Source organism: Tundrisphaera macrotermitis, assembly GCF_051175315.1.
GTDB lineage: Bacteria > Planctomycetota > Planctomycetia > Isosphaerales > Isosphaeraceae > Tundrisphaera.
Genome location: NZ_CP195100.1, coordinates 2,573,735 through 2,598,438 on the forward strand (window position 1 = coordinate 2,573,735; position 24,704 = coordinate 2,598,438).

14 protein-coding genes are annotated in these 24,704 nt (G+C 72.3%); 4 read left to right on the forward strand and 10 right to left on the reverse strand.

Translation table 11 applies throughout. The annotated features are described in order from the left end of the window. Positions 1–253: 253 nt before the first annotated feature. Entirely contained in the window at positions 254–1,174 is a 921-nt protein-coding gene (locus TA3x_RS10345) for an FHA domain-containing protein (protein WP_435020875.1), read from the forward strand. Between the two features lie 10 nt (positions 1,175–1,184). Here TA3x_RS10345 and TA3x_RS10350 read toward each other — a convergent pair whose 3' ends face one another. Continuing rightward, a complete protein-coding gene (locus TA3x_RS10350; protein WP_435020877.1) occupies positions 1,185–3,305 on the reverse strand; it encodes a protein kinase domain-containing protein in 2,121 nt (706 codons plus the stop codon). Positions 3,306–3,560: 255 nt separating this feature from the next. Here TA3x_RS10350 and TA3x_RS10355 point away from each other — a divergent pair, with 255 nt between their 5' ends. Further along, positions 3,561–5,117: an FHA domain-containing protein gene (locus TA3x_RS10355; protein ID WP_435020879.1), complete on the forward strand. Its 1,557-nt coding sequence runs from the start codon at positions 3,561–3,563 to the stop codon at positions 5,115–5,117. Here the strand turns inward: TA3x_RS10355 and TA3x_RS10360 are convergent. The 9 genes from TA3x_RS10360 to TA3x_RS10400 all read right to left on the reverse strand — a co-directional run bounded on the left by TA3x_RS10360 (position 5,059) and on the right by TA3x_RS10400 (position 21,110). Further along, positions 5,059–6,192, reverse strand: coding sequence for a M48 family metallopeptidase (locus TA3x_RS10360; protein ID WP_435020881.1), 1,134 nt, complete (start codon positions 6,190–6,192; stop codon positions 5,059–5,061). The genes TA3x_RS10355 and TA3x_RS10360 overlap by 59 nt on opposite strands. Then, positions 6,189–7,169, reverse strand: a complete 981-nt coding sequence (locus TA3x_RS10365) for a hypothetical protein (protein WP_435020883.1) — start codon at positions 7,167–7,169, stop codon at positions 6,189–6,191. The genes TA3x_RS10360 and TA3x_RS10365 overlap by 4 nt, the downstream gene beginning before the upstream one ends. A 50-nt stretch (positions 7,170–7,219) precedes the next feature. Continuing rightward, positions 7,220–8,113 (reverse strand): FHA domain-containing protein, encoded by an 894-nt coding sequence (locus TA3x_RS10370; protein WP_435020885.1) that lies wholly within the window; start codon positions 8,111–8,113, stop codon positions 7,220–7,222. Positions 8,114–8,319: 206 nt separating this feature from the next. Next, positions 8,320–10,542 carry a protein kinase domain-containing protein gene (locus TA3x_RS10375; RefSeq protein WP_435020887.1) on the reverse strand — a complete coding sequence of 741 codons (2,223 nt, stop codon included), beginning with the start codon at positions 10,540–10,542 and terminating at the stop codon, positions 8,320–8,322. 130 nt (positions 10,543–10,672) lie between these two features. Then, positions 10,673–14,533, reverse strand: coding sequence for a family 16 glycoside hydrolase (locus TA3x_RS10380; RefSeq protein ID WP_435020889.1), 3,861 nt, complete (start codon positions 14,531–14,533; stop codon positions 10,673–10,675). A 96-nt stretch (positions 14,534–14,629) separates the two neighbouring features. Then, the gene (locus tag TA3x_RS10385; RefSeq protein ID WP_435020891.1) at positions 14,630–15,214 is read right to left on the reverse strand and encodes an RNA polymerase sigma factor; all 585 of its coding nucleotides are present in this window, start codon (positions 15,212–15,214) and stop codon (positions 14,630–14,632) included. 169 nt (positions 15,215–15,383) lie between these two features. Then, a complete protein-coding gene (locus TA3x_RS10390; protein ID WP_435020893.1) occupies positions 15,384–19,538 on the reverse strand; it encodes a M56 family metallopeptidase in 4,155 nt (1,384 codons plus the stop codon). After that, a complete protein-coding gene (locus tag TA3x_RS10395; RefSeq protein WP_435020895.1) occupies positions 19,535–19,930 on the reverse strand; it encodes a BlaI/MecI/CopY family transcriptional regulator in 396 nt (131 codons plus the stop codon). Before TA3x_RS10395 ends, TA3x_RS10390 begins: the two co-directional genes overlap by 4 nt. Before the next feature lie 142 nt (positions 19,931–20,072). Next, positions 20,073–21,110 (reverse strand): alpha/beta hydrolase fold domain-containing protein, encoded by a 1,038-nt coding sequence (locus tag TA3x_RS10400; RefSeq protein ID WP_435020897.1) that lies wholly within the window; start codon positions 21,108–21,110, stop codon positions 20,073–20,075. A 189-nt stretch (positions 21,111–21,299) separates the two neighbouring features. Between TA3x_RS10400 and TA3x_RS10405 the strand changes: the two genes are divergently transcribed. Next, complete coding sequence (locus TA3x_RS10405) at positions 21,300–22,625, forward strand: 3-keto-disaccharide hydrolase (protein ID WP_435020899.1); 1,326 nt, start codon at positions 21,300–21,302, stop codon at positions 22,623–22,625. Positions 22,626–22,634: 9 nt separating this feature from the next. Then, positions 22,635–24,695: an alpha/beta hydrolase gene (locus TA3x_RS10410; protein WP_435020901.1), complete on the forward strand. Its 2,061-nt coding sequence runs from the start codon at positions 22,635–22,637 to the stop codon at positions 24,693–24,695. Positions 24,696–24,704: the final 9 nt, after the last annotated feature.

Here is a 24,704-nt window from a genome sequence, read left to right on the forward strand (position 1 = left end):
CGAGCTAGACCTGTCCTCCCGAAGGATGCTTTGATGCGGTGAACGGATGTCTTTTACCTCAGGGCCGGGGCCTCCGCAAGAACCTGGCGAGATTTTTTCGGAGGGCCCGCCCGCCGTTGCCCGAGGGCATCATCCCGCCCGTCGCCCGGGCCCGATTTCGCGGGGCCGGCCCCTCTCGCCCCCCGGCCGGCCCTGGTATAGTCCACGGATCGTTCCCGATCCCCGGCCTCGATCCGATGGGGAGATGACGCGGATGACGACGTCAGGCGATCCCACCGACCGCGGCGAGCCCCCCCGCCGGCCCATCCCCACCCTGATCGAGGCCCCGGAGGGGACGTTCCGCGACGTGCTGGACGAGGCCCGGTCGCAGGCGATGGCCCGGCCCACGCTCCGGGAAGGGGACCCGTTCGTCCTCCCGGCGACCATGGTCGAGCCCCGGCCGGCCGCGCCGGCGGCGTCGCCCCCGGCCGATGAGGGGGACACCGCCCCCTACCGCCCGACGGCGCGGGCCCCGATGGCGGTGCTGGTGGCCGTGGACGACGGGGCCGAGTCGGGCGAGGCGGTCCGGATCCGGGCCCCCCGGTTCGTGATCGGCCGCGTGACCGGGGACCTGGTCATCCCCCACGACGATGCGATCTCCGGCCAGCATGCCGAGATCGTCCGGCGCCAGGACGGCGACCGATGGACCTGGCACCTGGCCGACCTCCGGAGCGCCAACGGCACGTTCTTCCGGGCGTCGAAGATCCCGCTGTCCCCGAACATGGAGATCCTGCTCGGCGGCCTCCGCTACCGGTTCGACCTGCCCGCGAGGCCCGCCGCGGGCGGGCCCTCCGACGTTCCGGCGACGACCCGGAAATGGCTGGTCGGCGGGCAGGGGCCGGCCCCTTCGCCGTTCCGCCCGGCCCTGGTCGAGCAGGTGACCGGCCGTCGTTTCGAGATCGCCGCGGATGACCTCTGGATCGGCCGCGACCCCGCCCGGTGCTCGATCGCGATCGACGACCCGATGCTCGGCCCCCGCCACGCCCGGATCTACCGCGACGAGGGGGGCCGTTGGGTCCTGGCCGAGAACCCGCCGACCCGCAACCGGATCTGGTTCCGGGTCAACGAGGCCCCGCTGGGCCGCGAGGCCCAGTTCCAGTGCGGCGAGCAACGGTTCCGGTTCAAGGTCCTGTGATCGGGGCCGGTCACCGGCTCCGGGCCCGCACCTCGTCGGCGATCTGCCGCAGCTCGGCGATGCATTCGTCCATGACGGGGTCGGGCGCGGCGTTCTTCTTGAGGCCGTCGAGGATCCGGACGACGGCGCCGTAGGATCCGGTGCTCTTCACGCCGATGGTGGCGAACTCCAGGCTCTTGCGGGCCTCCGGGTCCGGGACCGTGGCGATCTTGGCGGCGACCTTCTCGATCCGGTCGTCCCAGATCGTCCTGGGGCCGACGCGGGCGGGGGGCGGGGCGGCCTTCCTGCTCGCGGGCTCGCGGGCGGGGGGCTTCGCGGGCCCCGGCCCGACCGGGGGGCGGGCCGCGACGGCCGGCGTGCGCGACGGGTCTTCCTCGACCCGGATCACGAATCGGACCCGGCCGGCCCGCGCGGGACGGCCCGCGGATCGCGCCTCGACCTCGACCTCGTAGTCGCCCGGTTCCTGGTCCTTCCCGGTCACCCAGACGAAATTCCCGCTCGACTGGACGACGTGCATCCCGGGGGGCCGGTCGCCGACCAGGCGGTATTCCAGCCGCGGCGTCGCGATCTCCCGCGGGCCGGGCGACACCAGGACGTTGATGGCCTGGCCCTGGATCACCACCTTCGGCGGGATCGCGGCCAACTCGATCGGCGTCGCGACCTCGGGCTCCGGCTGCCGCTGCGGCGGTGGCGCGGGGAGCGACGGCTTCGGCGGGGCCACGATCCGTGCGATCGGCGAGGATGGCGGCGCGGCGGGCCGGGGGGGCGGAGGCGGGATCGCCTCCCGCTTCGTTGCTCGGGGTGGGGGTTGGGGCGTTGGGGAATTGCTTGGAGCGAGCAGGAACGCCAGCCCGGCCACGCATCCCAGCGTCGCGGCCACGCCCGCCCCGATCCAGAGGGGGAGGCGGTTCGCGGGGGGCGTCGGGGGCTCGCCGGCGGGGGCGGCCTCGGTGGCCGATGGCCGCGGCTTCCTGGCGGTCGGGTGCCGCGGCGGGGCGGCCGGGTTGAAGGCGACCCGCGGGGCCTCGGCGACCGTCGTGCCGGGGCGGGGGGCGTCGAGCAGTTCCAGGGCGGTCAGGTCCTCGGCGATGCGGAGACGGGCCTGGCAGTGGAGGCAGCGGCCCGTCCTGCCGCCCATCGCCCCGGTGATGGCCATCGCGGCGCCGCAGTTCGGGCAGGCCAGGGGGATCGGCCCGCCGTCCGGTGGGTGGGCGGGGCCCGGGGCGGTCGCGGTGGCGGGGACCGGCGGGGCCGCGGCGATCTCGGCGAGGACGGCCGAGGCGAACGCGGCGCAGGACGGGTAGCGACGGTCCCGGTCCGGGTGCAGGGCCCGGTGGACGGCCCGCGACAGGGCGGACGGCACCGGGGCGATGTCGTGGAGGGCGGGGGCCTCCTCGCCCCGGCCGATCCGGACGAGCAGCGCGGTCTTATGCTCCAGGAACGGCCGGCGGCCGGCCAGCACCTCGTAGACGGTCACGGCCAGGGCATACTGGTCGGCCCGGCCGTCGTAGGGCTGGTCCATCACCAGCTCGTAGGCCATGTATTCGAGGGTCCCCACCAGGCCCCCGGCCGCGGTCATCGTGGTCGCCCGGCTGGGGTCCGGGGCCGCCGCCGCGGTGATCGCCTTGACGATGCCGAAGTCGCTCAGGAAGGCGTAGCCCGACTCGTCGAACAGGATGTTGCCCGGCTTGATGTCGCGGTGGATGTAGCCCCGGTCATGGACGAAGTCGAGGGCCCTGGCGACGTCGGGCAGCCAATCGGCCAGGCTTCCCGGCGGGTGCGGCACCATCCGGCCGTCGGCCCCGATCTCGATCCGGTCATCCAGGCTCCCGCCCGGCAGATATTGCATGATTGCGAACGGGAGGCCGTCGTGCTCGCCGGCGTCGCTGATCTTGACGATGTGCGGGTGGGACAGCTTGACGAGGGCCTGGATCTCCTTGCGGAACCGGAACGCGAAGTCGGAATCCCGGAGCATCTCCGGGCGAGGGACCTTGATGACGACGTCCGCGTCGATGTTCGCGTCCCGGGCCCGATAGACGAACCCCATCCCCCCGGCGCCTAGGAGCGACTCGACGCGATAGCGGCCGTGGGCCAGTGTCAGGCCGTCCCAGGCTCCCCGTTGCTTGGCCATGGGCTGTCACATCCGGGAACGGGGCGGGGGGCACGCTGCCGGCCCCTCACGCATCGAGGCCGATCGAATCCAGGGACTATTATCCACGCCGATCCATGCCATCTGCAAGTCATTGCCCATCGGGACCCGGGCCGAAATGCCGGAGGCCCGACGGCCCCCCGTCGACGCCGGCCGGCCCGGGGATTAACCTGCAACCTCCGATCCGGCCCGTCGGCCGGCGTCCCCCCCATCGAGCCCGACCTCGGGGCCCTGCCCATGGCGACTTCCTGGACGATCGGCGCCTCCCCGGACTGCGACATCATCGCGGCCCTTCCCAGCGTCTCGGGCCGGCACTGCCGGCTGCGGTTCGACGGCCGGGGCTACACCCTGGAAGACCTCGGGTCCACGAACGGGACCTATGTCAATGGGAGTCGGATCGCCGGCCCGGTCGCGGTCACGCGGGCCGACGCCATCACCCTGGGGCTGGCCGCCCCGATGCCCTGGCCGCCCGAGCCCGCCGGGTCGTCGGCGGCCACCGTCCGGATCGGCCGCGACCCGGCCAACGACATCGTCGTCGACCTGCCGACGGTCTCCGGGGCCCATGCCCTGGTGACCTGGGACGGGACGCGGGGCGGGGCCGTGATCGAGGACCTGGGCTCGGCCAACGGCACCGCGATCGGGTCGCCCGACCGCAAGATCACCCGGGCGCCCCTGGCCGCGACGGACACGATCTACCTGGGCAGCCACGCCCTGGCCGCGATCCACGCCCTGGCGAGGCTCGACCCCTCGCTGGTCCCGGCCCTGCCGTTCCGCGGGGATGAGGTCGTGATCGGCCGCGACCCCTCCTGCCATCTCCCGCTCGACCTGCCGATGATCTCCGGCCGCCATGCCCGCCTGTTGCGCGCGGGCGATCGGATCCTGATCGAGGACCTGGGGTCGGCCAACGGGACGTTCGTCAACGCCCATCGCATCGCCGGCCCGACGCCGGTCCGGGCCGGGGACCTGATCGGACTGGGCAGCCACACGGTCCGCCTGGTGGTCGCCCCGGCCCCCGTCCCGGCCGCCGCCCCGGCCCAGGAGTGGAGCTTTTCGGACTCGGGGCCTGCGCTCGGCTCGCCGATCCTCGACGAGCCGGCGGGGCCGGTCCTCGATGCCACGCCGGCCGGTTCGACGCTGCTCGACCGGCCCGCCCTGATCGGCGGCCTGGCGGCCCAGGCTCCGGCGCTGGGGTTGGCGATCGGTGCCCTGTCCGGCGGGGCGCCCGACGCGGCGGCGCTGGGCCTGTCCCTGGCGGCGACCTGGTTCGGGCTGGGCAACGCGATCTGGGTGGGCCGGTTCGGCCGACTCCGGGAGTGGTCGGCCCGACTGCTGGCCGCCGCGGGGCTGGGCGTGGTGCAGGTCGTCGTGGCCTGGGCGATCGTCGCGAAGCTCGCGGGGCTGCACGGGGCGGGGGGGCCGTCGTTGCTCCTGCTGGCCCTGGCCTCGGCGGCCGGGCTGGCGCTCGGGCTCCTCCTCGTCGCGCTGGCCCCCCGGCCCGCGTTCGCCTGGGGGGCGGCGGTGGCCGCGATGGTGCCGGCGTGGCTGCTGGCCACGCGGACCGGCCCGATCGCGGGCCTCCTGCCGTCGCGATGGGCCTTCGAGGGGCTGCTCCTGCAGGAGTCGCCCGGGCTGGCCGAGCGCTATTTCCCGGCCGAGACCCTCCGGATGGGCGGGACGGCCGACCTGATGGCGATCGGCTTCCTGCTGGTCGGGCTGTCGGCCTCCGCCGCCTACGTCATCTGGGCTTCGGGGCCGGCGTCGGCGGCGGGTTCACGAACGGTTCCAGGGCCTTGAGCCGGGCGCGGGGGATGACGTGGGCCCGGAGGTGGTTGTCGATCGGGTCGACGGCCGGCTCCTCGTCGGGCGTCATCGGGGCGTTGCCGAACGGCTGGTCGAGCGAGCGGGCCTGCCACTTGCGGAGGAAGCTGAGCGTCTGGTGCCTGGACCGCCCGGCCCGGTTCATCATCTGCCAGGCCCAGCGGTCGGCGGCATACTCCTGCTCGTCGGCGTAGTCCTGGGGCAGGAGGATCGAGCAGATCAGCGGCGAGGTGCCGATCTTGAGGTCTTTCCAGAGCGGGTCCTGGAGCGCGGCGAGCATGTGCATCCCGTCCACATGCGCGATCTCGTGCCCGACGATGAACTCCAGGGCGGCGTCCTCGTCCTCGGCGAACAGCCCGAACAGCCCCTTGCAGACGTAGACGTAGCCCCCGGGATGGGAGAAGGCGTTGGTCTCCGGGCAATCGAGGACCGTGAACGTGTAGCTCAGCGCGGGCCGCGAGCGGGCCTTGAGGAACACCTCGGCCGCCTTCTCCAGCCGGGCGGGCTCCGGGCCGACCTTGAGCGGCGGGTGGAGCTTGAGGATCGCCCGGTTCACCGCCCGGCCCAGCTCGCGCTCGTCGTCGAGCGAGAATGGCTTCATGTCCCAGAACTTCTGCTGGTCGGGCTCCTTCCAGAACGGGTCAGGGGCGGGCGGTGGGGCCGGTGCGGCGGCCACGGCCGTCGCACCGGGGGCGGCCGGCTCGGGCCGGGAGGAGTCGGCCGCGGAGGCCATGTCCCTCCGCCGGCCCTTCTTGGCGGCCGGCTCGTCCGGCAGGCGGCGCCGCGCTTTGAGTGCCGGGCCGCCGACGCCCTTCCTGCGGGCCTTGGACGCGGGCTCCTGGGCCTCCGGGCCCTCCTCGGGCATCCCCGGCCCCGACGCGATCTCGATGGCGTCGGGGTCCGCGGGCCCGGGTCGGGCGGTGGCGGCCAGGGCGTCCCGATGGCGACGGCCTTCGGAGCCGACGATCCAGGCGGCGAAGGCCCCGTAGAGCCCGAGCAGGGCGATGGCGGCGAGGTGGGTGCCGGCGGAGGGCCGGATCGCCGGGCTCACTTGCCTTCCCCCTGGGAACGATCCAGGACGACCTCGCGGACCGCCACCAGCGCCTCGTAGAGCCTGGGGTACAACTCCCGCTCGTCGCGGGAGGAGGCCGAGGCGAACCGGAGCGAATGGCGTTGCATGAACAGGCGGAGGTCGTTGACCGTGGTCCCGCCGTAGGAGTCGAGTTCCGCCAGGGCCGGCTGGAGGTCGCTGGACTTGAGCAGCTCCGCCGACTTCGCCATCTCCCTGAGGCGGGTCTTGGCCTCGTTGTAGTGCAGCTCGCGGGAGTTGGGCCCGAACTTCTGGTCGAGCTTCGCCGACAGCCCCTCGATCGACGAGACGTAGGTCTTGATGACCTCGTCGGGCATCTTCCGGTCGACCATGTGTTCGAGGGCGTCGTCCAGCGCGGCCTCGTAGCGCTTGCGCTCGGCGGCGTAGAAGTCATCCTGGAGGGCGACCGGCCACTTCCCCTTGCCCCGGAACGAGAGCCGTTGCATCGAGAAGACGATGTTCCGGTCGCCGCGGTGGAACGGGATCCGGCGGATATCCTCGATCGAGATCGGCACCGGGGTGAGGCGGAAGGCCGAGGAAGAAAGGTCCGGCGCATTCAACTGCTCGATGATCGCGTTGAGGGCGTCCCCCTTCAGCATGTCGCCTTCCATCGGGTTCTCCCGGATCCTCTGGCGGGCCGCGTTGTAGCCCGCCTTGAGCCGGTCCATGACCTGCCGCCGGTACTTGGCATAGCGGATCCGGCCGGCGATCATGACCTCGCCGATGTAGCGGTCCAGGCGGATCTCGCTGTCGAGGTGGATCGACTCGGCCATCGCGGTCTTGAGGTTGTACGACCCGAACCCGTCGGCGGCGATCCCCATGCCCCGGAGGTAGTCCCCGGCGGGGGTGGAGCCGGGCCCGATGTAGTTGACGAATTGGGCCTCGGCCGGCAGGCTCGCCAGGGCCGCGCAGGCCGCGATCAGGAAGAGGCTTCGCATCGTCGATCCTCGCCGGGACGGCGTCCCGATTGGGGGGTGATCGGCCACCATCATTGGACCTTGAGCCGGAACCGCTGCTCGCCGACCTGGAACTGGATGGTCGCGTCGACGGTGATCTGGGGCATCCGCAGCCAGAGGCCGTTCTGGGTCTTGTTGTGCTCGGCCACCCATCCCCCCTTGCTGCTCCGGGCCAGGCGGACGTGCCGGGGCTCGCAGAACGGGTCGTCGCTCCGATGGATGGTGCAGGAGGGGTCGGATCCGATCCAGTACTCTCCCTTGACCAGGAGGATCCGGTTGCCGATCTCTCGGCCGAGCAGCTCGGTCAGGGCGGGGGGGCGGAACGGGCCGGGCTCGTCGGCCCAGCCCTGGGTCGAGCCGTGGCCGGCCGGCCCGGGGACGAGGTCGGCGGTCATGCCGGTGTCGGGCTGGTTGCCGTCGAAGCGATACCGGCCGTTGCCGACCAGGATCTCCGCCTTGTCGGCCAGGACCGTCCTGGTGACCCGGACGAACAGCCCGTGGGTGCTCTGGAGGTCGGTGACGACCCAGCGGTTCAGCCCGCCGACCACCTGGTGGGTGATCTCGACGTGCCGCGACGACATCCGGCCGTCGAGCGGGAACCGGAGATGCCCCTCGGACCGGCCGATCGTGAACTTCGGCTCGCGGATCCGGATCACCTCGCCGTCGGCCTTGCCGTCGTCGAAGACGGTCAGGATCGGCACCGGCGGCCGGATCGTGGGCCGATAGGCGCTGGCCCCCCGGGCGGGCTCCGCCGCCGGCTCGACCGCCGTCCGGGCCGCGGCGGCCGGCGAGATCGGGGCGGCGGCCTGCGGCTGCCCCATGAGCCCGGAGATCAGGGCCTGGCGGATGTCCTCGTCGGTCTCCACGACGGTGCCCGAACGCTCGGGATACGATCGCGGCCGGTCATGGTCGGCGGGTTGGCTCATCTGTCCGTCTTCCCTCGCGAAGGATCCCGGTCGGATCGAAATCATGCCCCGCCCCTCATGTGTGCCACCCCGGAATCTACCATCCCGGATCCCCGGACGCCCCTCTCAAATCCGGGCATCGTAAGGGAAAGGCCGGATCGGATGCCGACCTGCCGCGAATCGCCCCGATCGGCCCGGATTTCCCGCGCCGGGGCGTTGCCCGCCGTTCAGGGGGCCGCGTCGGCGGGGCGGGCGGGGGCCCCCATGCCGCCGTCGCCGTCGAGTTCCTTGATCTCCAGCTTGCGGATGTAGATCTCCTGGCCGGGGCCGCAGCCCAGCACGATCGGCCCGGGCGGGCGGAGACGGCGGGGGGCGTTGACGACGAGCGCCTCCTGCCCGTTGATCGAGATGGTGACCTTGCTCCGCTCATCGACGATGTCGAGCGCGAACCACTCGCGGCGCCCCACCCGGATCATGCTCGCCTTCTGCCAGTTCGGCTGCCCCCCGGGCATCCTCTTGCCGGCGAACGAGCCGATCGGGAGTGCGTTCTGGGGATCGCCGAAGGAGACCACGTCGGCGTTCCTGGCGTGGGGCTCGGCGGAGCGGAAGCCCAGGACCCCCTTGCGGGGGGCGTGGTTCCAGATCTCGGCCCGGATGTGGGCGTTGCCATAGTCGCGATCGGTGACGAACGCGGCCCCCTCCTTGGTCCCGCCCCGGACGACCAGGGACCCGGCCTCGACCGCGATCGTCCCCCCCTGGCCGAGCGCGGACTCTTTCCACCCGGCCGTGTTCCGGCCGTTGAACAGGGGGACGAACCCCGGGGAGGGGTCCGCATCCCGCCTCGGGCGGCCCATCATGCCCCCGTTCGCCTTCGCGTCGGCCCGTCGTCCCAGGCGGACGGTCATCTCGGCCGTGCCGCCGGCCTTGACGGTGACGGTCTCGCCGAAGGTCCGCGCGCCGCCCGCCTCGACCTCGACCTTGTGCTCGCCCGGCACCGCGCGGATCTCCACCGGCTTGCCGTCGGGTGAACGGGTGAAGACGACCGTGCGGCCGTCGACCCGGATCGCGGCACCCTCCGGGACGTCCTCCAGCAGGATCACGCCGTCCCTCGTCCGGACCTTGATCCAGATCCCCAGCAGGACGACCCCGGCCAGCGATGCCGCCGCGACGGCCAACGGCCACGCCCGGCGCGGCCGGTCGGGCGGGGCCGGTGCCGTCGGGGCCGGATCGGACGCCCCTCGCGCCGGGTCGGCCACCGTCTCGGGCAGCCGGGCGGATGGCCTGGCCTGGGCCGGGGCCGAGGCCGAGGTCGGGGGGGCGGGCAGGGTCGGCGCGGGCCTGGCGACCGGTTCCGCGGTCTCGGACCTGGCCCGCGAGACCTCCGCAGCGATGCCGGCCGAGGGCTTGAAGAACGGGGTCAGCGCCTTGGCGACCTCGGCCGGCGTCTGGAACCGGCGATCCGGCTCCTTGGCCATCATCTTGGCCACCAGCGCCGCCAACTCGGCGGGCACCTCCGGCCGGACCAGGTTCAACGGGTCGGCGTCGCGGGAGATGTGGGCCTGGTAGATGTCATAGAGCGAGTTGGCCTGGAACGGCGGACGTCCGGTCAGGAGGTAGTAGAGCGTCCCGCCCAGGCTGTAGATGTCGGCCCGGATGTCCACGCTGGCGGCGTTGAGGATCTGCTCCGGGGCGATGTAGTCGGGCGTGCCCAGCGCCTGACCCTCGACGGTCAGCCCGCCGTCCACCTTCTGTTCCCGCGTGACCTTGGCCAGCCCGAAGTCGAGGACCTTGACGACGCGGGCCTTGCCGTCGTGGGTGAGCATCAGGTTGTGCGGCTTGATGTCGCGGTGGACCATGCCCCGCTCGTGGGCGTGCTGGAGGCCCAGGGCCGCCTGGTGGATGAAGTAGGCGGCGTGGGCCACGGCGAGCGGGCCCTTGGTGCGGACCAGCTTCGCCAGGTCCAGCCCCTCCACGTACTCCATGGCGAAGGCGAGGCCCCCTTCGAGCCGGAAGGCGGTGTAGGCGGCGACGATGTTGGGGTGGCGGAGCTTGGCCACGGCCCGGATCTCGTCCTGGAACCGGCGGAGGATGGCGGGGTTCTCGACGATGTTGCGGCCGATGACCTTGAGGACCTCGTCGCGGCCCATCATGGTGTTGTGGGCCAGGTAGACCACCCCCATCCCGCCCCGGCCCAGCTCGTGCTTGACCCGGTAGTCGGGGTGGTCGGCCAGGCCGGCCGGCAGCGTCTCGGCGTCCGGGACGGCCGGGGCCTGGGCCCCGCAGAGGCGGTCCAGGAACGAGTCGGGCGCGACGCGGGCGACCCGGGCGTGGCATTCCTCGCAGTCCCGGAGGTGGTCGTCGATGGTGCGGGCCATCGCGTCGTCGAGCTTGCCCAGGCCATAGTCCCGGAGCGCCTGGTCGGTGGGGTGGGTGCTGGGCTGGGTCTCCATCGGCTCGGTCTCCGGTTCCTGGTCGAGTTCTTCGCCGCGTCGCGTCCCGGGAGAGAAAGGTCGGGGCGGCCCGAAACCTGCCTTGAAATTCGCGAAGTCGGAGTTGCCCGGGTCGATCGGCCCTGCGGATTCAGTCCCACTCGCAGATGTAGCCGGGTTGTTCCGGGAGGCCGTCGTCGGGCTGGTCGCACCAGGAGCCGTCGAAGCGACAGAGGAGCGCCGCGTAGTGCTCGATGCCCCCCTTGTTGTTGGGCTGCAGGGCGGAGGATTCCCAGTTCGCATAGGTCATGGGCGACCCATCGACCCAGGTCCATCGGCCCTCCGCCTTCTCGTCGGTCGCCCCGAGCCAGGCCGCGTCGAGCTGCCTGTTCCTCGCCAGATCGGCCACGAAGCGGTTCTCCTCCTCGCTTTCGATGATCGCGAGATGCCCCCCCATCGACCGGCATCGGTCCTGGGCCGCGTGCCATGAGATTTGCTGGGGGAACGCCTTGTAGTGATGGCCCTGAAAGCTCGCCGCGCCGGGCGGGTAGGCCGCCGAGGCTGTCGTCTCGGCGGCATTGAGTTCCTTGATCTCGATCGAGGCGAACTCGATGACGGCCTGCGGCCGGGACAAGAGCAGGGCGATGTGGCCGGTGGCGGCCGTCTCGGAGGGGCGCAGGGTGTGGTCGACGAGCGTCGCGCCGTCGACCTTGACGACGACCTTTCGCCCCTCCGCGATCATCTCCAGGGTCATCCACCGCCCGGCGGGGGCGGGCGACTCGGGGATGCACTTCACGAGCGGGCCGGACGGGCCGGACGGGCCGTACAGGGAACCTGTCCGGTTCGGGTTGGGGCCCGCCGTCGCGTTGATGCCGGCCACGTAGCCGTCGCAGAACCTCGGGGCATTCGCGGGGTTGCGGGCCCCGAAGCTGCTCCGGACGTACAGGCCGCCGGCCCCCCCGTCGTTGATGCGGACCCGGGCCCGGACGTGGACATCCTTGAAGTCGGACCGCTCGGTGTAGAGGTGGCTGGTCGCCGCCCCCCGACCGGTCAGGATCCCGTCGATGACCCGCCAACCGCCGGGCTGCCCGGGATGGGTCTTCCAGCCGGCCAGGTCCTTGCCGTTGAACAGGGGAGTGAATCCTCGGCTTGAAGCGGCGTCCTGCGCCGTCGAGTTGATCTCAGCCACCGCCAGCTTGCGGACCTGGACGTGGCTGGATGCGTCGTGGCACCGGATCGCGAAGAAGCCCGAGGTGTAGGTCGAGGCGGGGTCGGTCCAGTCGACCTGGAGCTTGCCATCCACCCAGATCCGGATGTGGTTGCCCACCGCTTCGGCCTCCAGGACGAACCAGGTGTCCGGGTGCACGGTGCCGGGCGTGATTTGGTAGGGGGGCAGGGGGTTGCGATCCGGCGACCCGGCCCGGTTCGGGTCGGTGCCGTTGCTGCCGATCCGGGCCTCATAGCCGTCGGGGAATCCGGCCTTCCTGGATGCCCGGAAGAACAGGCCGGAGTTCCCGCCGTCGTTGATCCTGACCTCGGCCCGGACGCGGAAGTCCCGGTAATCCCCCCGGGGGCTGAACAGGTGGGACCTGAGGCCGGACCCGTGCAGGACCCCGCCCTTCACCGACCAGACCGCCTCGGTGCCCGCCCCGTTCATCGGCCCATCGTCGCCCCAGGCCGACCAGTCGGCGATGTCCTTCCCGTTGAACACGGACGGGCCGTCGCCCGCGGATACTCCGGCGATGCTCAACCAGGGGGGGTACATGATGCGGGGCAGCCCCTCCAGCATGACCTTGCCGTCCGGGGAGATCACCCTGATGTTGCGGAACCGGGCCGCCGACTTCCACATGAACAGCGAGAGTCGCCCGTTCCGGAGCGGCAGGTCGTCGACGTCGAACATCAATTCGTCGTCATAGAACGTCCGGATGCGGGCCGACCGGACCTCGATCCGGACGCGATGCCACTCGCCTCGGCTGATGCTCTTCGAACGGTGGTTGTCCCGGATCCGGGACCAATTGCCGTTGATGTTGTGGAAGACGTCGAAGCCGCGATTGCCGTAGGCCCCGTAATTGATGCCGATCCCGTTGTGGTCGGAGGCGCTGTGGATCCCCACGCCGAACCCATCGGGGCCGCCGGTGGATTTGGCCTCCAGGGTGAGGTCATAGTCCGACCAGCCCCGATCGCCGAAGCAGATGGCATAGTTCGGGCCCAGCCCGGCGGGCGGTTCCATCCTGGACTGGACCAGCTCATCGCCCTCCAGCGACCAGTCTCCATCGCCGACCTCCGCCACGAAGGAGCCTCGCGGCGAGAGGGGGGCCGCCCCGGCGGGGCTCGGGCGCGGCCTGTAGGACAGCCGGACCGCCTGGCCCCCGACCTTGACCGTCGCCTCCTCGGCCCAGACCTCGGCGCCGCCGACGACGACCTTGATGCGGTGGCCCCGGCCGGCCGGGACCTCGGAGATGGTCGCCGTGTCCCCGGCGCGGGCGATGGCGAGGGTCGAGCCCTCGACCAGGACGTCGGCATCGGCCGGGACGCCCTCCACCACGATCGTCCCGTTCGGGGTGCGGGCCTTGAAGACCCCCGAGGCGGCCGCGGCCATGATCCCGGCGATCAGCAGCAGGACGCCCGCCGCGGCGATCTTGATCCAGGGGGGCCGGCCCCCGGCCGACGATGGGGCCGGCGGGTCGGGGCGTATCGCGGGCGGGGCCTCCGACGGGCCGAAGTCGATCAGGGATTGCCATTCGGCCCCGGGCGCACCCGCCGCGAGGGGGGGCGGGGCGGCCTGGCTCGGAAGCCTCGGGAGCGGCCTCGGTTGGGTCGGCGGTTCCGGGGGCGTGGGCCGGGCTGCCCGGGTCGGCTCGGCGGCCGGAGGAGCGGCCGGCCGGGGGATCGCCTTGCCCGGCTTGAAGAAGGGGGCCAACGCCCGGGCCACCTCGTCGGGCGTCTGGAACCGGCGATTGGGGTCCTTGGCCATCATCTTGGCCACTAGCGCGGCCAGTTCGGCGGGCACCTCCGGCCGGACCAGGTTCAGCGGGTCGGCATCCCGGGACATGTGGGCCTGGTAGATGTCGTACAGCGAGTTGGCCTGGAACGGCGGGCGTCCGGCCAGCAGGTAGTAGAGCGTCCCGCCCAGGCTGTAGATGTCGGCCCGGATGTCCACGTCCGGGGCGTTGAGGATCTGCTCCGGGGCGATGTAATCCGGCGTGCCCAGCGCCTGGCCCTGGGAGGTGAGGCCGGCGTCGAGCTTGTCCTCGCGGGTCGCCTTGGCCAGTCCGAAGTCGAGCACCTTGACGACGCGGGCCTTGCCGTCGTGGGTGAGCATCAGGTTGTGCGGCTTGATGTCGCGGTGGACCAGGCCGTGCTTGTGGGCCTCCTGGAGGCCCAGGGCCGCCTGGTGGGCGAAGTAGGCGGCGTGGGCCACGGCCAGCGGCCCCTTGGTGCGGACCAGCTTCGCCAGGTCCAGCCCCTCGACATACTCCAGGGCCAGCGCCAGCCCGCCGTCGAACCGGACCGTGGCATAGGCGGCGACGACGTTGGGGTGGCGGAGCCTGGCCACGGCCCGGATCTCGCGGAGGAAGCGATCCAGGATGCCGGGGCGCTCCAGGATGTGGTGGCCGATGACCTTGAGGACCTCGTCGCGGCCCATCATGGTGTTGTGGGCCAGGTAGACCACCCCCATCCCGCCCCGGCCCAGCTCCTTGGTGATCCGGTAGTCCGGGTGGGCGGCGAGCCCCGGCGGGATGGTGTCGGCGGCGGGCGTGCCGGCCGGGAGCCCCTGCGGGGTGAAGCTGAGGGTGCCGCCGGCCATCGAGGCGGACCCTAGGCCGGGCCGGGCCTCGCGGAGCCGGCCCAGGAACGAGTCGGGCGCGGCGTCCGCAACCCGGGCGCGGCAGGCGAGGCAGCCTTCCAGGTGCTCGTCGACGGCGCGGGCCCCCGCGTCATCGAGCTTGCCGAGGCCGTAGGCGTGGAGCGTCTCGTCGGTCGGGTGGGTCGCGAGGGGGGGAACTGCCATCGGCCCGGTCTCCGTCTCATGGTCGGGGTCGGCGGTGCGTCGTCGCATCCACCAGAGAGAAAGGCCGGGGCGAGGCCGGACCTGCCGCGAATCCGATCAAGAACCGAGCAGATCCCCCGCCTCGCCGCGCAACCGCTTGAGGATGCGGGACTTGGCCTGGACCACTGCGTTCTCGGTCAGCCCCAGTTCCTCGGCGACCCGGGCCGCGGGGACGCCGTCGAGTGCGAATCTCTGGAACGCCTCCCAGGTGACCGGGGCGAAATCCGGCCGGACGATCGCGAGGAGCTTGCCGAAGACGTGGCGGTCGTGGTCCAGGTCCCACTCCCGGGCCAGCTCCCCGTCCGGGGCCGCGAGTTGATCCAGGAAGCCCGCGGCCGGGTCGAGCCCGACGATCGGGCGGCGGTGGCGGACCTTGCGATGCGACCTCACCCGGTTGACCGTGACCTGCCGGAGCCAGGCGCGGAACGACCCCTCGCGACGCCGCTCGAACCGGGGGATCTCCCGGATCAGGACGAACAGGACCTCCTGGGCCAGGTCGGCGGCCTCGTCGGCGAGGCCGGGGACGCGGCCGATCCAGCGGTGGATCAGGGGTGTGTAGATCTCGTGCAGCCGCAGCCAGTCCGGGTGGTCGGGCCCCGCGTCCCGCAGTCGATCGAGCAGGCTGACGGAGGTCGGCGTCACGGGGGATCACCTGTCGAGGAGCCGGGCGGAATCCCGGGCCCCATGAACATACACCGACCCCGGCCCCGCGAGCCAACCAAATCGGGGAATCCTCCCGCAATGCCGCGCGGCCGCGTCCCCGCCCGGAGGCCGGCCCGCGACCGCGTGGGTTCCAGGATCGATGGGCCGGTCAGCGCAGGGGGTCGATGGTCACCTCGATACCTTCCCGCGTCTCCCCCTCGGCCAGGGTGATGGAGGCGGTATCTCGGCCCATCCCGATCGAGAATTCGTGCTTGCCCGCGGTGATGCAGCGGATCGCGAACCGGCCTTCCTCATCGGTCCGGGCGGACGGGCTGAAGCGGCGGTTCTTCCGGAGGTCGTCGGGGATGGCGAAGATCTGCCGACCAGCAACGGGGCTGCCTCCCCTCTCGACCACCCGGCCCCGAACCGTGGCCGGGCGGGTGAGGCGGATCGTCATGCCCTCGATCACCTGGCCGGGCTCGGTCCGGAAGGGGGGCACGAGGCCGTCGGCCCAATCCCGCGACTCGTTGAACTTGCCGTCGTGGGCGACCAGGTGATAGGCGAACGTCTTGCCGGCCGGCAACGCCATCGCGAAGCGGCCGTCCCGGTCGGTCACGGATCGGAACCGGTCGTCGCCGAGCAGCGTGTCGCCGGTGCCGGCCAGCGTCGGGGCGACGGTGGCGCCGGCCACGGGCTTGCCGTCGGGGTCGAGCACCCGGCCCCGGATCGTCGCCGGCCGCTCGACCCGGATCGTGACCGGGCCCATGCCCGGCCGGACCTCGAAGTTGAGGCCGTCCAGGTTGCGCTGGAAGGCGACCGGGCCCGGGACGTGGAATCGGCTCAAGGCGTCGGCGCCTTCGTCGGACCAGAACCGGGCGTAGCGGTCCGACCGGATCGGCCAGAACGAGAGGGGCCCGGGGATCAGGTCGGCGATGCGGATCAGGCCGGCGGCGTCGGACGTCCCCGCGACGCCGCCACTCTGCCGGTCGGGGAGGACGAACCCGGCCACCGGCTCCCCGGTCTGGTCGTCCACGACGCGGGCCCGGAAGTCCACGCCCGGGATGAGCCGGAGGTCGAGCGACCGGGCCTCATCGGAGGAGATCGCCTGGCCGGGCACCCGGGCCACGCCCCGGCCCGGGACGCGAAGCTCGAACTCGTACACCCCCGGCTCGACGTACAGGCGATACCGGCCGTCCGGCCCCGATCGGCCGACCGTCCAGCAGTTGGACAGGCGGCCCCCGCCCGCCATCCGGCGTTCCCCACCGTCGGCGCGGATCGGGGCATCGGCGACCGGCGATCCGTCGGGGGCGAGGACGATTCCCTCAAAGTAGGTCGAGTTCCCCATCGCCACGACCCAGCCCTTCCGTCCGGTCGGCTGGTCGATGAACTCGCGGGGCTCGTAGCCGTCCTTGGTCAGGCGGATCTCGGTCTTGCCCCGGACCGGCACCTTGATCCGGAACAGGCCGTCGCTGCCGGTGCGGGCCTCATGGCCCGGTGCCCAGCTATAGGCATCGGCCAGGACCCCCTCGATGGGCCGGCCCTGGGGGTCGATCACCACGCCGGCCAGTTCGTCGGGGCCGACCGCCTCGGGCCCCATTGTCGCGGCATCGCGGAGGGTAGGCAGCTTGATCGTGGCCTCGTCCCGCCCGTTCGGCACCGCCCAGGTTTCGAACTCCTGGCCGCCGTCGGCGCGGATTCTGATCATGATCGGCTGATGGAGCGGGATGCTCCAGGTCACCTCGGGAGGCAGCGTGAACCGGCCCTGGGCGTCGGCCATCGCGGACGCCTGCATCGGCCCGTGGTTCTCGGCGATTCGGATGCTCACCACCTCGGCCCGACCCATCGGCACGCCCGCCGCGTCGACGATGCGTCCCCGGATCGGGCCGGCGGCCCGGGCCATCCGGATCGTTTCGAGGGCGAAGGTCGCCACCCCCTCAGGGACGATGGTCGATGGGCCCGGCTGGTGATCGACCGGGTCCGTGAAGCCGATAAGCCCGCCCGCCCAGGATGCGGAGACCAGGCCCGGGGCGAGGCGGATGCGATACGTCCCGGTGGCGTCGGTCTTGAGCATGATCGGCTGGGCCATCGGCTCCGGGTTCCTCGAACCCCTCACCGCGATCATGGCGTCGGCGATCGGCTGGCCATCGGTCGTGACGGCCCGGCCCGTGACCTCGACGCTCTTGCCGATCCGGAGCGCCGGCTCGGCGGTCTGGCCGGGGGTCAAGTGGACGGCGGCGGCGTCGAAGGTCCAGGGGGCGTCGATCGGCACGTCCTCGATCACCAGGAGGGCGTCGCCATCGTTCAGGCCCCGGAACTCGAACCGCCCCCCGGCGTCGGTCGTCGCCTGGCGGTTCAGGGTGGAGCTGACCCCGCTGAAGGGTGACCATTGGATGGTCACGACCCGGTTGGCGACCGACACCCCCGGCACATCGGAGATGACCCGGCCGGCCACGCGGGCCTCCGGGGCCAGGACCAGCCGGGCGGGATCCTCGGCCGTACCGGCGACGTAGGGTCGGTCGGCCCTTGATGCGGTGGTGGCCTTCGCCCTCCCCTCGGCCGAGGCCGACACGACCGCCTCGCTGCCGACGGGCAGCCCCTCGAAGCGGAAGGTGCCGTCGGGGCTCGTCCGCGTGGCGAGCCGGGCCGCGAGCGACGTCTTTCGCGTGAAGGGTTCGAGGATCGGGAAATGGTCGCGGCGCCCTTTGACGCCGCCCCGGATCGTCTCGATCCGGACCTCTGCCCCCGCGACCGGCCGACCCGCCTCGTCCACCACCGAGCCGACCAACGGACGCGGGCGGACCAGCGTGAGCGGGATCGAATCGGAGCCCTCGGCCTTCTCCAGGTCGAAGCAGGTGAGGGCCAGGCCTTCCTTGAACGCCACCAGGAGGACCCCGGACTTCGGCTCGCGGTCGAATCGGGCCACGCCATCGGCCCCGGTCCGTACCTCGTCGTGGAATTGTGATTCGGCGACGGTAAAGTTCGGGACGACGGAGGTGACACCGAAGGCCATGAAGCCTTCACCCTCGGGATCGACCTGGGGCATTCCCCGGGGGAAGGGGACTTCCTGGGGGATGGGGATCGCGGAGTCCAGGGCAGGGTGTTGGTCGAGGGTCGCCGCGACGACGGTCGCCCCCTCGACGGGCCGGCCCTGGTCGTCCCGGACGATCGCCGAGAACGATCGGGGGGCCGGCTTCGGCCTGGGCTCGGGGTTGGTCGCCGGCGCCGGCGCGGGTTGTTGGGGCCGGGGCTCGATGGCGCGGGCGCCGGCGCCGCCGATCAGCAGGGCGAGCAGGGCCAACGAGGCGGCCAGGGCGAAGGCTTTGGGCTTCGACGGGGCGAGGGGGGATCGGGCCATGTCGTCCTCCAGGAGCCGGTGGATGCGGGCGGCGACCGTGCCGCGGTCGAAGAACCGGGGGGCGAGGCCGGCCGGGTCGAGCCGGGCCGGCCGGCGGGCGAAGGCGAGGAGGAGTTCGGCGAGGTCGCGCGGGGCGACGCCCCGGCCCACGGCCGCCTCGTCGCAGGCGAGTTCGGCCTCGCGGTCGAGCCGGGCCAGGAGCCAGGCGACCGCCGGGTGGAACCAGAACGGGGCCCGGATCAACTCGCCGGCCAGCTTCGCCAGGTCGTCCTGGCGCTCCAGGTGGGCGATCTCGTGGAGCAGGCAGGCCCGCCGCGACGCCTCGGGCATCGCGGCCCAGCCCTCGGGGACCAGGATCGTCGGCCGACGCCCGCCCAGGACGATCGGCGAGCCGACCGCCGGGTGGGTCGCCACCGCCACGCCTCGGGTTGTCGGGGTGGGATCCTCGATGGTGAAAGGCTCCGCCGAGGCGCGGAGCCGGGCCAGGACCCGCCACCCGACGGCCAGTCGGATCAGGGCGATGGCCGTCCCCACCAGCCACGCCACGCCCAGGGCGAGCCGGGCCCATCGCCCGAACCCGATTGGCGCCGCCACGACATCGGGCTTCGGCCGGATCGGCGGCACGGCCGCAATCGGCATCGGCGTGATGACCGAGGGCCGGGCGTCCGGCATCATCGGTCGCGGGGGCGCGGGCCGGCCGGGGTCGAGGATTGCCGGGCGGTCCGGGGGAGGGGTTCGGACCTCATCCATCGCCGATCGGGGCCATGGGACCGCCCAGCGCGGGGCCAGGGGCAGGATCAGCCCCGCCGCCAGGGCGGTCAGGCACAGGGAATGGCGCACGGCCGCCGACCGGGGCGGGCAGGCCCGGAGCCACGCCGCCAGGGCCAGGATCACCAGGCCCCATCGGATCGACCAGCCGGCCAGGAGCGCGAGGAACGGGTCGAGGGTGCCGTCGATGAACCGGATCATGGGGCGTCCTCCTGCTTCGGGGCCTCGGCCAGCTTCGCCTCGATCGCCTTGAGGGTCGCCGGGTCGAGTTCGTGGGCGTCCACTAGGCCCAGCACCAGCCGCTCGGCCGAGCCGTGGAAGAACCGGCCCAGGAAGTCGGAGAGGAGCGTCCTGGTCGCCTCCTGCTCGGTCAGCGTGGGGCGGTAGCGGTGCGTCTGGGCCTCCTTGTCGTGGGCCACCAGCCCGGCCTTCTCCATGCTTTGCATGAGCCCGAGGACCGTCGTGTAAGGCAGGCGGTCCCCCTGCGGCAGGTGCTCCATCAGCTCGCGGACCGTCAGCGGCCCGTTCGCCCAGAGCACCCGGAGCACCGCGAACTGGCGATCCGTGATCGCGATCGACTTCTTCCCCGCCATCTTCGGGCCTCCCTGGGTTGTCCGACGCGATATTGCATACGGATCATTGCGTAGGCGGCGGCGGAGGTCAACCGGGCCGGGAAAGAAAACGGCCAGGACGGATGGTCCTGGCCGTGCCGGGGGATGTTCGGGCGGGGCGTGGTCAGGGCTTGGAGGCGGGGGCCTTGAGCTTGGCGATCAGGAAGGCGGTGGTGCTGGCGTACTCGGGATCCTTGTGGCCGGGGTAGGCCAGGTGGGCCTCGACGCCGGCCGCCTTGAGCTTGTCCACCAGGGGCAGGGCCATCACGGCGGAGTGGGTGGGGTCCTTCTGCTCCTCGCCCAGCACGGGGGGCTTGTCCTGCTGCGGGTAGTCCAGGAACACCGGGGGGTCGCCGGCGCCGGCGTGCTCCATGGGGGAGTATTCCTTGATCCAGGGGAGAACCTCATCCCGGTGGTCGTAGAGGATCTGGAACGCGGAGTCGCGGCCGTTGGGCCCCTTGAAGCCGAAGGCGTGGCCGCCGTAGCGGTAGTTGGGGATCCACTCGCGGAGCGGCTTGGGGTCGAGCGTCGTCTGGGCCCCGCCGACCGCCGCGCAGGCGAGGCGGGAGGACTCGCGGGCGATGGGGTCGGGCGAATCGGGCTTCGCCACGTCGTCGTGGAACGCCAGCCAGAGCGACGAGCAGGCCCCGGCCGACCCGCCCGTGGCGCCGATCCTGGTCTTGTCGATGTTCCACTCGCCCGCCTTGGAGCGGAGGAACTGGATGGCGCGGACGGCGTCCTCGATGGGCCACTTGACCGGCGGCTTGATGCCGGCCTCGTCAGCCTGGGTGGTGTAGCGGTAGTTGATCGCCGCCACCGAGATCCCCTCGGCCTGCAGCGCCTTGATCGTCCCGGCCCCGAGGCCGTATTTGTCGCCGTTGACCCAGCCGCCGCCGTGGATGAAGACCACCAGCGGGGTCGGCTCCTTGGACTCGGCCTTGTAGAAGTCGAGCACCTGGCGGGGGTGGTCGCCGTAGGGGACGTTCCCGGCCGTCGGGGGGAGCGGCGGCTTGGTCGGGGCGGGCTTCGGGGTCGCCTTGGCCTTGGCCTTGGGCTCGTCCTTGGTCGCCTGGCCGTGGGCCGGGGCCTGGGTCGCCGCGACCAGGGCCAGCAGGGCCGCCGCCAGCGACAGGGGATGGGAGATGGTCCGGGATCCGGCCATGAGATGCTCCGATGGGGATGGGACGGGTTGTTTAACCTCGCACCCGGGAGAGCTTACCCGGCGCCGGGGCCGATCGCCATGAGCCGGGATCATTGCCGCCGATCCGCGACAAACCCTGGAATTCCGCGGCCGGGACGGGTATTGATGGGGGTCGCTGACCGTCCCACCCTCCTCCTCCGGATCGATTCCATGCGACTTCGTCCCTTCCCCATCGCCGCCGGCCTCGTCGTGGCCCTCGGCCTCGCCTCCCTCTCGACCGCCGCCGAGCCGAACCAGCCCCCCTCCGGCTTCACCGCCCTGTTCAACGGCAAGGACATGGCCGGCTGGCACGGCCGCCAGCGCGACCTCGACCCCCGCAAGTTCGCCGCGATGCCCGAGGACGTCCGGGCCAAGAAGCTGGCCGAGTGGGACGAGGATGCCCGCAAGCACTGGTCCGTCGAGAACGGCGAGCTGGTCAACGACGGCAACGGCACCTACCTGACGACCGACAAGGAATACGGCGACATCGAGCTGCTGATCGACTACAAGACCGTGGCCAAGGCCGACAGCGGCATCTACCTCCGCGGCACCCCCCAGGTCCAGATCTGGGACACGACCCCGGCCGGCGGAAAGAACAACCTGGGCGCCGAGAAGGGCTCGGGCGGCCTGTTCAATAACGCCAACGGCGCCCCGGGCCGCGACCCGCTGGTCCTGGCCGACAAGCCGTTCGGCGAGTGGAACCACCTCCGCATCATCCAGGTCGGCGCCCGGACGACGGTCTACCTCAACGACAAGCTCGTCGTCGACGACGCCCCGATGGCCAACTACTGGGACCGCAAGATCCCCCTGTATGCCCGCGGCGTGATCCAGCTCCAGACCCACGGCGGCGAGATCCGCTGGAAGGGCATCTTCGCCCGCGAGATCCCCGCCGATGAGGCGAACCAGATCCTCGCCAAGAAGGATGCCAAGGCCTTCACCCCGCTGTTCGACGGCAAGACCCTGGCCGGCTGGGCCGGGCCGGTCGAGAACTACGAGGTCGTCGACGGGACGATCCAGTGCAAGACGGGCAAGGGCGGAGTCCTCTACTACAACAAGGAATACAGCGACTTCGTGGCCCGCGTCGAGTTCAAGGTCCCGCCCGGCGGCAACAACGGCCTGGCGATCCGCTACCCCGGCACCGGCGACACCGCCTACAACGGGATGTGCGAGCTGCAGATCCTCGACGACACGGCCGAGAAGTACGCCAAGCTCGACCCTCGCCAGTATTGCGGGTCGGTCTACGGCGTCGTCGCCGCCCATCGCGGCTACACCCGGGCGCCCGGCGAGTGGAACTTCATGGAAGTGACGGTCAAGGGGCCGAAGATCACCGTCGAGCTGAACGGCACGGCGATCGTCGACGCCGACGTCAGCCAGGTCAGCGAGTTCATGGGCGGCAAGGCCCACCCCGGCCTGAATCGCACCTCCGGCTTCTTCGGCTTCGCCGGCCACAATGACCCGGTCCAGCTCCGCAACGTCTCGATCAAGCCCCTCGACTGAGGCCCCTCGATGAAGACCCCGAACCGGCCGCGCGGCCCGCGTCCCCTGTCGCTGGCCGTCGCGTGCCTCGGCATGCTGGCGGCCGGATCGGATCTTTCTCGCGCCGCCGACCCTCCGAACAACGCCTACCTGGCGTATGTCCGCGACCAGGCCCTGATGCACCGGGCCGGCGACCCGATCACCGCGACCCCGGCCGAACGCGACGCGCGGGCGGCCTCGACGCGGCGAGGGTTGGCCGCCGCCTGGGGCGAGATCCCCGCCGATCCCAGCCCGCCCCCGGCGCGGGTCCTGGGCACGCTCGACCGCGACGGCTATCGGGTCGAGCGGCTGGTGATCCCGACCTTCCCCGGCGTCCTGATGACGGCCAACGCCTATGTCCCGAAGGCCGAAGGCCGAAGGCCGGCGATCCTGATGGTCCACGGCCACTGGAAGGGGGCCAAGCAGGATCCCACGGTGCAGGCCCGCTGCATCGGCGCGGCGAAGCTCGGCTTCTTCGTCCTGGCCGTGGACGCCTTCGGCGCCGGAGAGCGCGGCGTGGGCAAGCCGTTGGGCGAATACCACGGCGCCGCGACGGCCGCCGCGCTCCTGCCGATCGGCCTCCCCCTGGCGGGGCTCCAGGTCGCGGAGAACCGGATCGCCGTGGACTACCTCCTCACCCGCCCCGAGGTGGACCCGGACCGCATCGGCGTGACCGGGGCCAGCGGCGGCGGGAACCAGTCGATGTATGCCGGGGCGACCGACGACCGGCTCAAGGCGGTGGTCCCGGTCTGCTCGGTCGGCAGCTACCAGGCCTACCTGGGCGCGGCCTGCTGCCTGTGCGAGGTCGTGCCCGGGGCCCTGCGGCTCGCCGAGGAATCCGACGTGCTGGGCCTGGTCGCCCCGCGCGGGCTGATGGTCATCAACGCCACCCGCGACGCCCCCCAGTTCTCGGTCGCCGAGGCGTCCAAAACCCTCTCCCGCGTCGCGCCGATCTTCGGCCTGGCCGGCCGCCCGGCCGCGCTCCGGCACACCACCTTCGAGTCGGGCCACGACTACAGCCGCCCGATGCGCGAGGCCATGTACGGCTGGATGACGCTCCACCTGGCGGGGCAGGGGGACGGCTCCCCGATCGCTGAGCCCGCCTTCGAGCCCGAAGACCCCGAGATCCTCCGTTGCTTCCCCGGCGACAGCCGGCCCGACGACTGGATGACGATCCCCCGCTTCGCCGCCGACCGGGCCCGCGCCCTGCTCGCCGCCCGCCCCGCCCCGGCCGACGCCTCCGCCTGGCCCGCCGCCCGCGATGCCTTGACGGCGACCCTGATCAACCGCGTCCTCGGCGGCCTGCCCGCCGCCCCCCGGATCGAACTCATCGCGGGGAACCACGGGGGTCGCATCCGGTTCGAGCCCGAGCCGGGCCTCACGCTCTCGGCCCAGGTCGAGCCCGGGTCCGGTCCGCCGGTGATCCTGCTGGATCTCGACGGGGCGGCCCACGCCGAGGCCGGCCCTTTGGCCGCCGAGATCCGCCGCGCCGGCCGACCTTTTGTCACGCTCGATCTGCGGGCGACCGGGTCCCTGGCCGTGCCGTCGGACAGGGTCGGCGACCTGCCCGACCACAACTCGGCCGAGTGGGGCCTGTGGATCGGCCGGCCTTTGCTGGGCCAGTGGGTGGCCGACGTCCGCCGCCTGATCGATGCCCTGGGGCAGCCCGAGGTCACGCTGATCGGCGACGGGCCGGCCGGGCTGGTCGCCCTGAGCGTCGCCGCCATCGATCCCCGCGTCGGCCGGGTCGCCACGGTCGGCACCCTGGCCAGCTTCGTCGCGGATCGTCCCTACCAGGGGCAAAGGCTCGGCGTCCTGGCCCCGGGCATCGTCCGCGAGATCGGGGATGTCGCCCACCTCGCCGCCCTCATGGCCCCGCGCCGGCTGGTCGTGGCCGGGGGCGTCGGGTCCGACGGCAAGCCGGTCGCCGCCGAGGCCGTGCATGCCGCCTTCCGCCCGGCGTCGGCCACCTGGGGACTGCTCGGCGAGCCGAAGAATCTGACCCTGCTCCCGGCGACCGGGGCCGCGGCCGTGGTCGAGGCCCTGCGCTGATCGAGATCC

Bases quoted from the DNA above. Each gene is read 5' to 3' on its own strand.
- TA3x_RS10400 (WP_435020897.1), bottom strand. From the start codon at position 21,110: ATGGCCGGATCCCGGACCATCTCCCATCCCCTGTCGCTGGCGGCGGCC.
- TA3x_RS10365 (WP_435020883.1), bottom strand. From the start codon at position 7,169: ATGCGAAGCCTCTTCCTGATCGCGGCCTGCGCGGCCCTGGCGAGCCTG.
- TA3x_RS10405 (WP_435020899.1), top strand. From the start codon at position 21,300: ATGCGACTTCGTCCCTTCCCCATCGCCGCCGGCCTCGTCGTGGCCCTC.
- TA3x_RS10370 (WP_435020885.1), bottom strand. From the start codon at position 8,113: ATGAGCCAACCCGCCGACCATGACCGGCCGCGATCGTATCCCGAGCGT.
- TA3x_RS10390 (WP_435020893.1), bottom strand. From the start codon at position 19,538: ATGATCCGGTTCATCGACGGCACCCTCGACCCGTTCCTCGCGCTCCTG.
- TA3x_RS10395 (WP_435020895.1), bottom strand. From the start codon at position 19,930: ATGGCGGGGAAGAAGTCGATCGCGATCACGGATCGCCAGTTCGCGGTG.
- TA3x_RS10350 (WP_435020877.1), bottom strand. From the start codon at position 3,305: ATGGCCAAGCAACGGGGAGCCTGGGACGGCCTGACACTGGCCCACGGC.
- TA3x_RS10375 (WP_435020887.1), bottom strand. From the start codon at position 10,542: ATGGAGACCCAGCCCAGCACCCACCCCACCGACCAGGCGCTCCGGGAC.
- TA3x_RS10345 (WP_435020875.1), top strand. From the start codon at position 254: ATGACGACGTCAGGCGATCCCACCGACCGCGGCGAGCCCCCCCGCCGG.
- TA3x_RS10410 (WP_435020901.1), top strand. From the start codon at position 22,635: ATGAAGACCCCGAACCGGCCGCGCGGCCCGCGTCCCCTGTCGCTGGCC.
- TA3x_RS10355 (WP_435020879.1), top strand. From the start codon at position 3,561: ATGGCGACTTCCTGGACGATCGGCGCCTCCCCGGACTGCGACATCATC.
- TA3x_RS10380 (WP_435020889.1), bottom strand. From the start codon at position 14,533: ATGGCAGTTCCCCCCCTCGCGACCCACCCGACCGACGAGACGCTCCAC.